Origin of the sequence: Pseudolactococcus laudensis (genome assembly GCF_013449735.1) — a bacterium.
In the GTDB taxonomy this organism is placed as follows: Bacteria; Bacillota; Bacilli; order Lactobacillales; family Streptococcaceae; genus Pseudolactococcus; species Pseudolactococcus laudensis.
In genome coordinates, this window is the sequence record NZ_JACBNY010000019.1 from 22,164 (window position 1) to 35,462 (window position 13,299).

The 13,299-nt window shown below is 38.5% G+C and carries 16 protein-coding genes, 1 other RNA gene, 1 pseudogene and 1 riboswitch; of the genes and pseudogenes, 8 read left to right on the plus strand and 10 right to left on the minus strand.

Annotation, left to right across the window (positions count from 1 at the left end; all coding sequences use genetic code 11):
• Positions 1 to 2: 2 nt before the first annotated feature.
• Together HZR21_RS09235 and HZR21_RS09240 are read right to left on the minus strand one after the other, a co-directional pair.
• Complete coding sequence (locus HZR21_RS09235; RefSeq protein WP_180747408.1) at positions 3 to 650, minus strand: ComF family protein; 648 nt, start codon at positions 648 to 650, stop codon at positions 3 to 5.
• Positions 647 to 1,921 (minus strand): ATP-dependent helicase ComFA, encoded by a 1,275-nt coding sequence (locus HZR21_RS09240; protein ID WP_180747409.1) that lies wholly within the window; start codon positions 1,919 to 1,921, stop codon positions 647 to 649. The genes HZR21_RS09235 and HZR21_RS09240 overlap by 4 nt, the downstream gene beginning before the upstream one ends.
• Before the next feature lie 43 nt (positions 1,922 to 1,964).
• Here HZR21_RS09240 and HZR21_RS09245 point away from each other — a divergent pair, with 43 nt between their 5' ends.
• Complete coding sequence (locus tag HZR21_RS09245) at positions 1,965 to 2,588, plus strand: YigZ family protein (RefSeq protein ID WP_180747410.1); 624 nt, start codon at positions 1,965 to 1,967, stop codon at positions 2,586 to 2,588.
• An 86-nt stretch (positions 2,589 to 2,674) separates the two neighbouring features.
• Positions 2,675 to 3,027: a transfer-messenger RNA gene (gene ssrA / locus HZR21_RS09250) on the plus strand.
• Between the two features lie 129 nt (positions 3,028 to 3,156).
• Here ssrA and HZR21_RS09255 read toward each other — a convergent pair.
• The 4 genes and pseudogenes from HZR21_RS09255 to HZR21_RS09270 form a co-directional block, all read right to left on the minus strand.
• Positions 3,157 to 4,238 (minus strand): annotated as a pseudogene (locus HZR21_RS09255) (tyrosine-type recombinase/integrase).
• Positions 4,239 to 4,350: 112 nt separating this feature from the next.
• Positions 4,351 to 4,701, minus strand: a complete 351-nt coding sequence (locus HZR21_RS09260; protein ID WP_180747411.1) for a hypothetical protein — start codon at positions 4,699 to 4,701, stop codon at positions 4,351 to 4,353.
• Between the two features lie 168 nt (positions 4,702 to 4,869).
• The gene (locus HZR21_RS09265) at positions 4,870 to 5,190 is read right to left on the minus strand and encodes a hypothetical protein (RefSeq protein ID WP_180747412.1); all 321 of its coding nucleotides are present in this window, start codon (positions 5,188 to 5,190) and stop codon (positions 4,870 to 4,872) included.
• Between the two features lie 301 nt (positions 5,191 to 5,491).
• Positions 5,492 to 5,935 carry a flavodoxin gene (locus HZR21_RS09270; protein WP_003137336.1) on the minus strand — a complete coding sequence of 148 codons (444 nt, stop codon included), beginning with the start codon at positions 5,933 to 5,935 and terminating at the stop codon, positions 5,492 to 5,494.
• 253 nt (positions 5,936 to 6,188) lie between these two features.
• Between HZR21_RS09270 and HZR21_RS09275 the strand changes: the two genes are divergently transcribed.
• Positions 6,189 to 7,043 carry a methionyl aminopeptidase gene (locus tag HZR21_RS09275; protein WP_180747413.1) on the plus strand — a complete coding sequence of 285 codons (855 nt, stop codon included), beginning with the start codon at positions 6,189 to 6,191 and terminating at the stop codon, positions 7,041 to 7,043.
• A gap of 21 nt (positions 7,044 to 7,064) precedes the next feature.
• Positions 7,065 to 7,991 (plus strand): YihY/virulence factor BrkB family protein, encoded by a 927-nt coding sequence (locus tag HZR21_RS09280; protein ID WP_180747414.1) that lies wholly within the window; start codon positions 7,065 to 7,067, stop codon positions 7,989 to 7,991.
• 88 nt (positions 7,992 to 8,079) lie between these two features.
• On the opposite strand, the gene HZR21_RS09285 is transcribed toward HZR21_RS09280, so the two are convergent.
• Together HZR21_RS09285 and HZR21_RS09290 are read right to left on the minus strand one after the other, a co-directional pair.
• Positions 8,080 to 8,616 (minus strand): isochorismatase family protein, encoded by a 537-nt coding sequence (locus HZR21_RS09285; RefSeq protein WP_180747415.1) that lies wholly within the window; start codon positions 8,614 to 8,616, stop codon positions 8,080 to 8,082.
• Positions 8,613 to 9,050 (minus strand): GtrA family protein, encoded by a 438-nt coding sequence (locus HZR21_RS09290; protein ID WP_180747416.1) that lies wholly within the window; start codon positions 9,048 to 9,050, stop codon positions 8,613 to 8,615. The genes HZR21_RS09285 and HZR21_RS09290 overlap by 4 nt, the downstream gene beginning before the upstream one ends.
• Before the next feature lie 49 nt (positions 9,051 to 9,099).
• Positions 9,100 to 9,199: riboswitch (PreQ1 riboswitch) on the plus strand.
• Between HZR21_RS09290 and HZR21_RS09295 the strand changes: the two genes are divergently transcribed.
• From HZR21_RS09295 to HZR21_RS09305, 3 genes are all read left to right on the plus strand, one after another.
• On the plus strand, positions 9,197 to 9,700 hold the full coding sequence (locus HZR21_RS09295) for a QueT transporter family protein (RefSeq protein ID WP_180747417.1): 504 nt from the start codon (positions 9,197 to 9,199) through the stop codon (positions 9,698 to 9,700). It overlaps the preceding riboswitch by 3 nt.
• Positions 9,701 to 9,715: 15 nt before the next feature.
• Complete coding sequence (locus HZR21_RS09300; RefSeq protein WP_003137347.1) at positions 9,716 to 10,189, plus strand: glutathione peroxidase; 474 nt, start codon at positions 9,716 to 9,718, stop codon at positions 10,187 to 10,189.
• Positions 10,190 to 10,272: 83 nt separating this feature from the next.
• Positions 10,273 to 10,464 (plus strand): hypothetical protein, encoded by a 192-nt coding sequence (locus HZR21_RS09305; RefSeq protein ID WP_003137349.1) that lies wholly within the window; start codon positions 10,273 to 10,275, stop codon positions 10,462 to 10,464.
• Between the two features lie 411 nt (positions 10,465 to 10,875).
• Here the strand turns inward: HZR21_RS09305 and HZR21_RS09310 are convergent, their stop codons facing one another.
• Both HZR21_RS09310 and HZR21_RS09315 read right to left on the minus strand, forming a co-directional pair.
• Positions 10,876 to 11,487, minus strand: a complete 612-nt coding sequence (locus tag HZR21_RS09310; RefSeq protein ID WP_180747418.1) for a flavin reductase family protein — start codon at positions 11,485 to 11,487, stop codon at positions 10,876 to 10,878.
• A 61-nt stretch (positions 11,488 to 11,548) separates the two neighbouring features.
• Positions 11,549 to 12,703: a ring-cleaving dioxygenase gene (locus HZR21_RS09315; protein ID WP_180747419.1), complete on the minus strand. Its 1,155-nt coding sequence runs from the start codon at positions 12,701 to 12,703 to the stop codon at positions 11,549 to 11,551.
• Positions 12,704 to 12,958: 255 nt separating this feature from the next.
• Between HZR21_RS09315 and HZR21_RS12195 the strand changes: the two genes are divergently transcribed.
• Complete coding sequence (locus HZR21_RS12195; protein ID WP_180747420.1) at positions 12,959 to 13,135, plus strand: DUF3272 family protein; 177 nt, start codon at positions 12,959 to 12,961, stop codon at positions 13,133 to 13,135.
• Positions 13,136 to 13,299 lie beyond the last annotated feature (164 nt).

Sequence of the window (13,299 nt, forward strand, 5' to 3'; positions counted from 1 at the left end):
ACTCAGCGAAATAACGAAAAAGTTGAAACGTGGGTGCAGCCTGCGTTTTTTAATGTACTTGCAGCGTTTCGAAGAGTAGCCCCTGTGGTGTAAATGTCATCAATAATTAACAATTTATCAGGAAGAGTCCCTTTTTCTTTCAGGATAAATGGATTGTCAGATGTAAGTCGCTCCGTTCGTGTTTTAAGGGATTGATGACTGGTTTCGTTTTTGGTCAAAAGTTCAAGGTAGGGAAGTTTAGCGCTACTTAAAAAACCAGTAACCTGATTGAATCCACGGGATTGTAGACGCTTAGGTGATACGGGTACCGGTACGATGAGTTGTTTTTTTAAACTGTTTCTAAGTACGCTATTAAAAGCGGAACGCAACCTAAAATCACCTTGAAATTTATAGGTTTGAAAATAAGTCTTTGCAAAATCATTATAGTGGAAAATTGCACGGTGTCGGATAGGCTCAGTGACTTGTTGACAATCGTAACAAGTACCGTCAATATCGGGTTGATAACAAATTTGACAGTGTCTATCTGAAATCACTTCAAATTTCCCCCAACAATCGGTGCAAACAGTCTCTCTTGGTTTTCGAGATAAAAAAATATCAGAGAATTGAAAATAAGGCGTCAGCTTATTGTGACATAACAAGCAATTGGTCATGTGAAACCTCCCAATCGATTCATCTGGCGAATTTCTGATATTGCTCGCGTCATCTCTCTAGTTAAGCCTGCATGGAAAAAGTAGACCAGACCAGTCGGTCGCTCAGGACTTCGTCCAACACGCCCAGCAATCTGAATCAGACTAGATTTTGTAAACAGGCGATGGTGACTCTGGATAACAAAAACATCGACTTTGGGGAAGGTCACACCACGCTCCAAAATCGTGGTTGACATTAAAATGGTGAGTTGACCTTGTCGAAAGCGTTCAATTTCATCAGCACGATCTTTACTAGTAGAGGCAACAAAGCCTATACTCTCATCTGGGAAAAGACTGCGCAAGCGCTCAGAGAATAATCTCCCAAAGGCAATGACGGGCGCAAAAATGAGGAGTGGAAAACCTATCTCACGCTGTTTTTTGATGTGATGGTAGATGAGTTTTTCGCTGCTACTGAAGATGACTTTAGGGACAACGAGGGGGTTGCCATGAAATCGGCGTGACAAAGAGACCTTTTCTAATTGACCGCGTTTGACTAGCTTGTCCAATTTATCCGTAGAAGTTGCAGTAAGATAAATCAAAGTTGAAGTCATTTTGCGAGACTGCTCAGCCGCAAAGTAAAGGGCGTCATTATCAGCGAAGGGAAAGGCATCCACTTCGTCGATAATCAGCAAAACAAAGGCATGACGAAAACGCAGCAGTTGGTGGGTTGTAGAAATAACTAGTGGTGTCGGAAAGTAAGGTTCTGATTCAGCGTGCAAAAGAGAGATTGGTATGGAAAAATCACGAGATAGTCTGGTATGAAGTTCGCGAGCGACATCGGTTCTGGGTGTTGCAATACCAACGGTACCACCACTTGAGATGATCCTAGACACCGCTGCATAAATCATCTCAGTTTTACCAGCCCCAGTGACGGCATGGACTAAAATCTGGGATTTTTGGTCAATTGCAGTGATGAGCGCTCTGGAAACCTCTGCCTGATAGGGTGTGAGTTGGCCATTCCAGAGGAGGGTATCTTGAGGTGAAAAAATTTGCTGCGGTAGATGATAAAGCAGTTCATCAGACCGAACGCGTCCGAGCTGCAAACACTCAGGACAAAAATAAGCAGCAATCTCTAACTTGACAGTTTGGAGAAGAGAACTCGTGCCACACCGATTACAAATAGCACACTTGTTAGTGAGCGTCATACCTGGAAAAGTTACGGTATTTGCAGGTAGATGTTCGAAGTCATCGCCAAGTTCTTGTCGCGTCAGCAAGCGACCGAATAAGTTATCCATACTTTCTTATACGTAATCCAACAGAAAATGTTACAATATTTTTATGACTATTACGATAAAAAATGATTTTATATTTGAAGAAGAGATTAAAAAATCACGCTTTATTTGTCACCTCAAGCGCGTGACGAGTGAAGAAGAGGCGCGTGATTTTATCACTTCAATCAAAAAACAGCACCATAAAGCCAATCATAATGTTTCGACATCCACAATCGGTGAACATCAAGAAATTCAGCGCTCATCCGATGATGGCGAGCCTTCTGGGACAGCAGGTGTACCGATGTTAGAAATCCTAAAAAAACGTGAACTGACCAACCTTGTCGCAGTCGTGACACGTTATTTTGGCGGTATTAAACTCGGCGCGGGAGGTCTGATTCGTGCTTATGCAGGTAGTGTCAACCACGCCATTGACGCCGTTGGGCTTGTCAAAATCGTCGAGCAGACGCAGCTAGACCTACACATGGATTACGGGCTTTTTGACAATGTTTCTAGGTATCTAGCAACTGCTGGTCTGGCTATCGCCGACTCAGTTTTCACGGATAAAGTCGTTATCTCTGTCTTTGCGGATACAGCAGATATTGAGGATCTAAAGCTAGACTTAATTGAGCAGTTTCATGGTAAGTTAGAGCTAACAGTAGGCGATAAAAAACTTGTAGAAGTCGCTATTTAGTGCTATAATAGATTTCCAAGAGGTCGCTTGCTAGACTTCTTGGAAGAAATAAGACAAAATGTGCTTGTCACATTGGTCTAGAATTTGGGGTCGTTCTGGATTCGACAGATGTTGTCGCGTATGAGCTGCGATTAGTGAGGCGCCACTATAAACCGCCGCAGATAAATATAACTGCTAAAAATACACAAACTTACGCAGTAGCTGCCTAAACCACAGCCTGTGTGCCTGACTTTCGCTCGCCTATGGCGATTTGATGGCCTAATTTAGTAGGATACGATTTGACGGTGTCTTGACGTTAGAGAAGAGATTAAGAGACTCGCAAGCTAACTTTGTTCGAGGATTGTCTCGTTAGCTTGTTAAATTTAGACAGTCCCTATGATTGTAGACGCTGATATAGCAAGGCATTTGGACAGGGGTTCGACTCCCCTCGGCTCCATTATTACTATTCAAAAATATTCATAACTATCTAAAAGCCTTTAAAATAAGGGTTTTTATTTTTGTTTAATTCATATGTAATCACAACTTTTCATAAAAAGGACACAACAAAGGACACAACTTTCATCGTGTCCTAGAAATCCACGTATTTAGAAAATTTCTCGCCAATATCATCAATAGCCTTTTGCGTAATGTGAGTATAGATGTTCATAGTTGTCTGTAAATCAGAATGACCAAGTCTGTGTTGCGCTTGCTTCAACGTCATGCCTGATTCAAATATCAAACTGGCATGCGTGTGTCTAAATCCGTGTATTGTTATTTGTCTCAAATTTGAACCCTTTATTATTTGTAGCAGCCACTTTCTAGGTTTTGAAGGAGAAAGTACACCACCATTTTCAGATTCAAATATTAGTTTTCTATCTGGATATTTTTCACGTAAATTATCCAGTATTTCAATAGTCTTTCTATCCAAGCTGATAAGGCGTTCAGATGCCCTGTTTTTAGTCGTGCTGACTTCTAAACCAGATTGTGACCTAGATATAGCCTTGTTAATTTCAAGTGTGCTGTCGTGCAAATCTGACCATTCTAACGCAAGTAACTCACCTTTTCGTATGCCAGTGAACGCAAGCACTCGGAATAGAGCTATTTTTTGAATGTCGCCAGTCTTTTCAGCCAAAGACATGAATTTTTTTAACTCATCGTGATCATAAAAGTTTTTATCTTCTTTTCGTTCCCTTTTTATTTTTGGGGCTACAACGCTTATAGCTGGGTTGGTATCAATATATCCAAGTCTTATGCCGTAGTTGAACACGCTTCGAACAAATCCTAATAGTTTTCTTCCAAATTTAAGTTTGTTGCTCCATTCATTTTGAAATTCCTGTATCATTCTTGGAGTGATATCTTTTATTTTTTTATTCCCTAAATCTGGCAAAATATGATTTTTGAATTGCCTATCTGTTTTGTAATAAGTAGAATCAATTACACTTTTTTCGTACTCAGAAAGCCATTTCTTGTAAAGGCTTTCAAATGTTATATCTGTTTTTTCTTCGGGTTTTTCTAGCTCGCTTTGTAGCTTAAATATCGCTTTTCTGGCATCTGATTTAGTTTTAAACCCACGCTTTCTAGTAAACTTGCTTCTTCCATCTCTTTTCCAACATATATTTCAAAGGAATATGCGGTCGTACCGTCTTTTTTCTTGTATGATTTTATTTCCATATGTCTAATCTCCTTATTTTATGGTAAAATAAAAAGGTAGTCATCCTTTTTACTACGTTTCTATATCGTTACTCACAATCTTTTCCGAGGGAGTGAGTGGCGTTTTTTATTTTTACTTATTTTTTTCGTCCTCTAAATGCTTAATGTAGTAACCATATTGCTCTGTTTGCTTAAACATTTCAAATTGGATACCCTTAGATATAGAAACGTTAGAGAAATGTTTAACTACCATTTCAATTGCCATAAAAATAAGTAAACTGTACCCTATTCCTACTAATAATACCAGTATAATTACAACGGATTTTTGAGAATCATTTTTATTATTAGAATCACCTTCATCGTCATAGTCGCTAGACTCAAAAAGAGCGGGGATATCTTCTGTTTCATTAGGCTCAACCGGACTTGAAGCCTGACTACCTACAATGAAACAAAAAGCTATTACTGTAATTGCGTTTGCAATCAATAAAACAATCTTAAAAGCTTTAAAGAACTTTATAATACGTCCTGATTGCTTATCAATAAAAAAAATTATCTTCCATAATTATCTCCCTACTAGCTTTTAACGTGTATCCAGCCTGCACGATAAATTTATTATACACCAAAACCCACCATTTTGAGGTAGGTTTTTAAATTATTCCGAATATCTTCCAACTACTCGCCCAAGTACTCTAAAGTCGCTATCAGCATCTACAGGATATGTATCAGGATTTTTATCTTCAGCCTCTTTAGCAGCTTTTTCTTCTTGAGCTTTTTGAGTAGCCCTAGCTTCGGCTTCATTTTTGGAGTCTTGCGCCTCTTTAGAAGCTTTAGCCTCAGCCCCTTGTTTCGCCAATAGTTCTTGTTTTGATGCTTCGGCTTTTTGATTGCTTTCTTCAATTTGTTTTTGCTTAGATACCTCTATTTTACTCTCTTCGCTAGTTTGCAAATCAGTACAAGCGGCAAGTGAAAACAAAGATAAAGCAGTAATTCCTAAAATAAGTGATTTTTCATAACATTTCCCCCACTTAGCTTTTAACGTGGATCAAGTTTGCACGATTAGTAGTATCCTAAAATTGCTTTAAAAATAAAATTGTATATAGTTATTATAACCTTATATATACTTTTAATCAATATATTTTTAAAATTGGTATACTTTTTTAATGTGGGAAGTGGTATTTGAAATCAAACATTTCTAATGGCAATTAAAGTGGCTAAATTTGAGGCAAAAAAAAACGAGAATAATTTCGCATTTTCTTATTTTTGAACAATTTAAATTAGCTAACTTTAGCGGCAAGTGTTTCAGCGAATGCTTCAAGTTTAACGATGTCGTCTTCTTCAGCGGCCAAATCAACTTTGACACTGTCAGCGCCTTTTTCAGCTGATGTTTTAGCAAAAGCAGCTTCGAAATCATCAACTGATTTACAAAATTCATCGTAGAAAGTATCACCAGAACCAATGACACCGAAGATTTTACCTGAAAGGTCCAAATCTTGTAAGTCATCGTAGAAATCAACGATTTCGTCAGGTAATTCGCCATCGCCGTAGGTGTAAGAAGCGACAATTGCGATGTCAGCATCTGCAAAATCAGATGCATCGACAGTCGTACATTCGTCAATATCAACGTCGAGACCAAGTGCCTCAAGTTTTTCCGCAACGATGTCAGCAATTTCTTCGGTATTACCCGTCATGCTAGCATATACAATCTTAGCCAAAGCCATAATAATCTCCAATTACATTTTATATTAAGGAAATTATACCAAATTGCGCTAAAAAATCAAGTTTTGTGTCTTTTTTAAGAATGTTAATTTTTTAGAAAAACACATTTGTTCAGCGCTTTGGCCTTCAAATGACTTCATATTTATTAGTATTTAAGCGATAGAAATGTATTTACTAGCTAAATAGTTCCCTAAAGGTGCTAGAAATTTGATAAAATAGAAGTAGACTAAAAAAACAAGAAGGATAATTTATCAAATGATTACACTCAAATCACCACGCGAAATTGCTATGATGCAGGACGCCTCAGACGTTTTAGCGAGCATCCATGTTGGCCTTCGCGACATTATCAAACCAGGTATTGATATGTGGGAAATCGAAAGCTACGTGCGCCGTATCTGTAAAGAAAAAAATGCCATTCCATTGCAAATTGGTGTTGACGAAGGCAATGTTGACCCTTACCCTTATGCTACTTGCTGCTGCCTCAACGACGAAGTAGCGCACAGTTTCCCGCGTAAAGGTCACATCTTGAAATCAGGTGATTTGATTAAAGTTGACATGGTCATTGGTACAGGTGGCGGTATTGACATGAGCAAAGCTAATTTTGATGATGGCATGGCGATGAAGGCTCTGGCAGATAACTTTACCGGTGGCGTTGCAGATTCGTGCTGGGCATATGCAGTTGGTGAAGTCTCTGACGAGGTTAAACAGCTTATGGCTGTCACTAAAGAAAGTCTCTACCGTGGGATTGAAGCTGCACAAGTAGGTAATCGGATTGGTGATATTGGATATGCTATCCAATCATATGCTGAGAGCTTTGGTTATGGTGTTGTTCGTGACTTGGTTGGTCACGGTGTTGGTCCAACTATGCATGAAGACCCACTTGTCCCACATTATGGTACGCCAGGTAAAGGTCTTCGTTTGCGTGAAGGCATGGTCTTGACCATTGAGCCGATGATTAACACAGGTGATTGGGAAATTGACCATCCAAGTAATGAACGTGGTTATACAACGCTTGATGGTAGTCTTTCTTGCCAATACGAGCACCAATTTGTGATTACTAAAGAAGGTCCAGTAATTTTGACGAGTCAAGGTGAAGAAGGTACGTATTAAGTAGGATAGGAAATGAGTAGCATGAAAAATTTAATTGCAAAAGTTCGAGAATCCAGGCGTCTCAATGATTTTATGTTCTTCTATAAATCAGCTGAGATGAATTTGTCGAGCATTGCAGTCGCTTATTATCTGCTCTTGTCTCTGTTTCCGGTTTTGATGATTGTCGGGAATATCTTGCCCTTTCTTCATCTGGATACTGCAATGATTCTAGACTTTTTGCAGGACAATCTACCACATCAACTTTATGCCACGGTGGCTAATATTGTCGAGAGTATTTTGTCCAATCCGAGTAAGGGTTTGCTTTCAGTATCAGTTTTGACTGGATTTTGGACCTTTTCTAAAGCCATGACAAGTTTGCAAATGGCTATGAACAAAGCTTATGAAGTGAGTCATCATCGTGATTTTCTTGTCAGTCAATTCTTTTCAATTCTTGCGAGTTTTGCGATTATTGTTTTCTTGTTCGCTGCGGTGCTCCTGTCAACATTTGGTCAGATTGTGCTAGATAAAATTTACAAGTACATCAAGTTTGACCCACAACTCTATGCCACCTTGCATAATATGACGATACCAGCAGTCGCTATTACCGTCTTTTGTGCCCTAGCCTTACTTTATTTTATTATGCCGAATGTTAAAATTCGCAAAATCAAGTATGTCTTACCTGGTGCTATTTTCTCAACCTTCGTCTTAGTTTTCTTGACCAATGTCTTAGGGAAATATATCGGAAGAACAACAGATGCAATGGCAGACTTGAAAATTGTCGGAAGTTTGGTGGTATTCGCCTTGATGCTTTGGTTTATATTTATCGCTAAAGTACTCATCTTCGGTGCCATTTTAAATGCGGTTTATTTGAAACGCCATGGTGACATTGAAACTAGGCGAGGTGAAATCGTCGCCATCATCAAAAATGTGAATAGTAAAAAATCAGAAGAAAAAGCCAAATCAAATTGATTTGGCTCGGTAGATATGAGATAAGGTGATGAAACCTTATCTTTTTTCTTTTTGAAAAGGCATTGTCTAGTGTCATGAAATGAGATGACTAAACTATTTCAACAGCTAAATCACTGCTTTGAACGATTGCGCCAAGTTTTTTTAATTCTGTAATACTTCTGTCGTGTAATTTTTTCGTGCGCGCGGTTGTGGCATCTTCAATCACAATCACCTGATATCCAGCAGATAGAAGGTCTTTAGCAGTCTTTAAAACGCCATTATTGGTCACAATGCCAGTGATAATAATTGTATCAATTGGGTGGTGTTCAAGAAAGTGGCGCAGCTCAGGAATGCTATAAGCGCTTGGTTGATATTTGGTATAAGTCTCTATAAGACTGGGTGCCATCACGTCTTTTGAGAGGGCAAGTTGGCTTGATTTTTGACGATACTTTTTAGGTAAGAATTTTTGGGTAACGCTCACTAAGGCGCTAGGGATACCTTTGCTTGTCATCATCGTAATCAATTTTTCGTTTGTTTCAAGTATTTGGGCTGGCGGATAAGGCTCAGCTTTTTTGAGTAATTTTAAGAGAAACTTTTGAAGGTCAATGACAAGTAGTAAGGTATGTTGTTTGTTTGGTTTCATCATGATTTTTTAGTAAAGATTAGGAATTTAGAAAAGATGTAGTTTAAAACAATAGTTAAAACCTGTAGGAAGAGGGTGAGTAAGAAGACACTTTGGTCAAGTGTGAGATGGAAAGTATTCATGATGATATCAGGGTGCGTATCAATGAGATACCAGTTAGCCACAACGGATAAGAGCATTACAAAGATACGGCTGGTAACAAACTTAATAAATTCTTGTAGCAGTGGATTTGTTGTTCGCTCAAAGACCCAAAATTTGTTACTCACAAAAGCAAAAATGATAGAAATAATTTGAGCGATAATTTCTGATACCACGCCATTTTGAAAGATAGAGAAGGTCAGCATTTTAAAGATAAAAAAAACGAGAGTTGTCGCGACACCAGCAACTAGATACTTAAAAATCTGATTGCTGATGATTTTTTTTATTGTTGTTTTCATACTAAAAGTATATCATTTTTAATGTAAATCTGCTATACTTGTACTTGCTTGAAACAAGCCTTATGCGCTTAATTAATTCAAGCCCTCTGTACTTTCTCACTTTGACAGAGCGTATCACACTCGCAAATGCGATAAAGGAGACTTTTATGAAAAACTTTAAAGTGATTGACATGGTGCAAATCGCCATTGTCATCGCTCTCTACGTCATTATTACGGTTGTTTTAGGACCGTTAGGTTCTGGCGCCGTACAATTTAGGCTATCGGAGTTATTTAACTTTCTTGCCTTCTACAATAAAAAATACATCTGGGCTGTCACTATTGGCTGTATGATTTCAAATTATATGGTCTTTGGGATTGTCGATGTCATCGTCGGTGGGTTATCCACCCTCGTTTTCGTCAGCTTAGGCGTCTATCTTTTCAAAAAATATATGACCAAAGCTGTACTCAAAGGTCTTACCAACAAAGCATTTATCTACTTTGCCATCTTCTTTTCTCTCTCAATGGTCACGATTGCTGCCGAGCTTGCCATCATGTTCCAGGTGCCCTTTTTCTTTACGTGGTTGACCAGTAGCTTAGGAGAGTTGCTCTCACTTTTGATTGGTGCGGTAATTATTTCTCAAGTCTCGAAACGCATCGATTTGACGAAATAAGCGTATAATAAACCTATGACAATTTATAATTTTAAAGTAACCAACAATAAAGGAGAGCTAGTCTCTCTATCTGACTATGAGGGTCAAGCCCTTTTAATCGTCAATACGGCGACAGGCTGCGGTTTTACCCCACAATACAAAGGTCTTCAAGACCTCTACGACACCTACAAGGCGCAAGGATTCACGATTTTGGATTTTCCTTCTAATCAATTTGGCGGACAAGCGCCTGGTAGCTCAGAAGAAATCGCTGAATTTTGTGAGTTGCGCTACCACACGACATTTCCACAATTTGCGAAAATTGATGTCAATGGTGAAAACGCGGATCCACTTTATACTTACTTAAAAGGTGAGCAAGGCGGTGCCGTGTCATCTGACATCAAGTGGAATTTTACGAAATTCCTAGTTGATAAAAATGGTAAAGTCGTGAAACGCTATGGTTCAGCTAAAAAACCTGAAAATATCGCAAAAGACATCGAGGCAATACTTTAAACGCTCATTTGGGTGTTTTTATGTTATAATAAATATATAAAAAACGCTTACAAATACAATTGTCAAAAGAATGGAGCAAGAGTATGAACAAAGAACAAATGGTCTACAAACTCAAGCAACTCGGACATAATCAAGCAAAAATTGCTGAAATTTTTATTGGAAATCAAGAATTTCATCGTGCTGAAATTGCCCAAACCAAACACATTATGTATGAAAACTTTGCGGAATTATTGGAACACTGGTTGGAGGACGAAAAAGAGCACATGGGTGCATAATAAAAGGAGGCTGAGACAAAAGGCCTCTACAAAATAGGCTATGAACGATTTTCAATGTCAATTGGACTCGGTCATAGCCTATTTTTGTGTCATTTTTCGAAAAATTGTAAAGAAGAGCTAATTATCGTTAGAAAAATACCAATTTCGCATTGTTTTGGCAAAAGATTTCGAAATTGGTTAAAAAATCGTTGATTTCTTACGAAATTGGTATTGTTTTGCCAAATGAATACGAAATCGGTAAAAACTGCTCTTTTCGTTTGAAACAAATGCCAAATCGAGTAGACAGGATATTGGTTATACTTGGTAACGGTTAATCCTAGAACAAAGATGGTGATTATTAAACGTTAAAAGAAAAAGCAAACGATACACACGCATCAAATAGCGTGGATCAGTTTACTTTTTTATATCACTTTATTGAGGTCTTTCTAAATCAAACAAATCACCTAATTCAGCATAGGTATTGCCGGCTAGTCTTGCAATGGGTTGAAAGGCATCAGGTTTGACATAGAATTTTTCAGCGTCAAATACAGCATCAGAGAAAGCAAAATTGGTAATTTCAAGCAGCATGAGATTGCTGACAACATAGCCATTAGATTCAATTGGTATATGTTTGAATAATTTCGCTTCAAATCGGATTGGCGCATTGATAATAGAAGGTACGATAACTGTTCGAGACGGCTCAGTTGGAATGTCGAAAGTCCTAACCTCACTCATTTGACTCGGCAAGCTGGCTGCGGTTTGGTTCATCGCTTCAACGTTATCCGGTGAGATGAAGTGAATCACAGCCTCTTTCGTTGCCAACAAATTATTTACGGAATCTTTTTGTCCTAACATCGAGATGCTGACCAATGGTGGTTGGCTACTTACAACGTTGAAGAAACTGAAAGGTGCAGCATTAACGACGCCATCGACTGATTGCGTGGTCACCCAAGCAATAGGTCGTGGGATGACACTACCTGAAAGTAGTTTATAGGCTAGATAAGGATTGTGACGGTTAAGTTCATCAGTCGTGAAATTTTTCATGAAATTGTCCTTTGCTAATGAAAACGACGACATGAGTCGTCATTTTCAAAATCTACTTGATTTATTTATCGTTTGGAATGGCCTGTGGTTTGTGAGCCAAAATGCGGGAAATTGTCCAGATGTCATTTTCATCACGTTTGTCATGGGCATCTGATGTATCCAGTGGGCGGAGGCGAGCGGCAGTTGCTGCTTTAACCGCTTCATCACCAGGGAAAAGATGTGGTGGTAAGCTGAGGTCAAGACCAGCTTCTTCTTTAGTTTCATCAATCCAGAAACCGCTTGTCATCAAGGCTTCTTCGTAAGAATCAACTTTACCTGCACCAGATTTAGCCATATCAAGGGCACCAATTCCCGGTGTGTCTGTCGCTAATTCAAATAATACTTGAGGAGCGACGCGGAAATATTCACTTGAGAAGTAGAAACGGTCAACCAATCCAGAATCAGGGAAACGGAAAGATTTAATACGCTCAATCCAATAGCTAAGACTTTCAGGGTCTTTCACGCGAAGTGCTAAATGATGAATATTTCCAAAACCTTGCCAAGCAACACCTTCATTTGGGGCATCTTCAATAATTAATGTTGCACCATTGCCACCTTCAGCGAGTTCATATTGATGAAAGGCGCCTTCATCACCTGTTTTACGGAAACCTAATACTTTATCTAACACTAAATCCATATGTTCATAGTTGGCAACTTTAACAAAGACTGGACCAAGGCCTGCAATGGCGTGTTCATCAGGTACATTTGATAATTGCCAAGGTTGTCCTGCAGGTACACCGACATTTGTTTCGTCTGAAATGAGTTGATATTGTTGGCCATCAAAGTCTTCAAATTCGACAAATTTCTTGCCAAAACGTGTTTTAATTTCACCATGAATGACTTCTGCCTGCTCAAAACGTGTCAACCAGTATGTTAAGGAGTTGTCAGAAGGGACACGGAAAGAGGCACGGTCGATATTGTTAGTCCCTTTAGTCCCTTTAGGGATACCAGGGAAATCGAAGAATGTCATATCCGTACCAGCGTTACCGCCTTCATCGGTAAAATAAAGGTGATATGTTTCATAGTCGTCTTGATTGACGGTTAATTTAGCAAGACGTAATCCTAAGATGTTAGTAAAGAAATCATAAATATGTTGGGCACTAGAACTAATGGCAGTGACATGGTGAATACCACCAAGTGGGTAACGTTCGTCAATTTTAATTGTTGAATCTTTCATGGTAACAAGCTCCTTTTTCTTAAAAATCTCAAATTAAAAATCAGTTAAAAGATGTATTGTTTACGTTTGTAAACTCTAATGATAAGTTCATGATAAACTATTTTAGAAAATAGTGCAAGCATTTCGACTCAGACTAAAAAATCAACTATTTGTCACTCTTTTATCAGGCGTTGTTATACCGTTCAGCTTGATTTTAATTTTTTGTAAGATACTTCAGAATTGAAATTTTACAGGATTTTGTTAGAATATACCTATATGATAAAAGAACAATTTTACGTGTTTATATTTGGAACAATTATCTATGCTTGGTTTTTTGCGGATGCTTTATTGACAGGCCGTCTCTTCTTGTTGGGCTTTTGGAGTTTTTTGTTATTCCGCAAATTAAGATTCGCTTATCGTGCGGACCGATGGATTCGTTTAAATAGTAAATAGGATAAGCAGTGACAGTTTTGTGATGCCTTAAAAAAAGGGCTCTTTGTCAAATCGTGTGGGAAAATAGTTTTCCACTATAAAGCAAGTAACTGTTGAGTTGCTTGTTTTTTTAATTAGTTAAGGTTTTGTTCATGAGGAGAATGCGTTTCTTGAAGTTCCTAAAG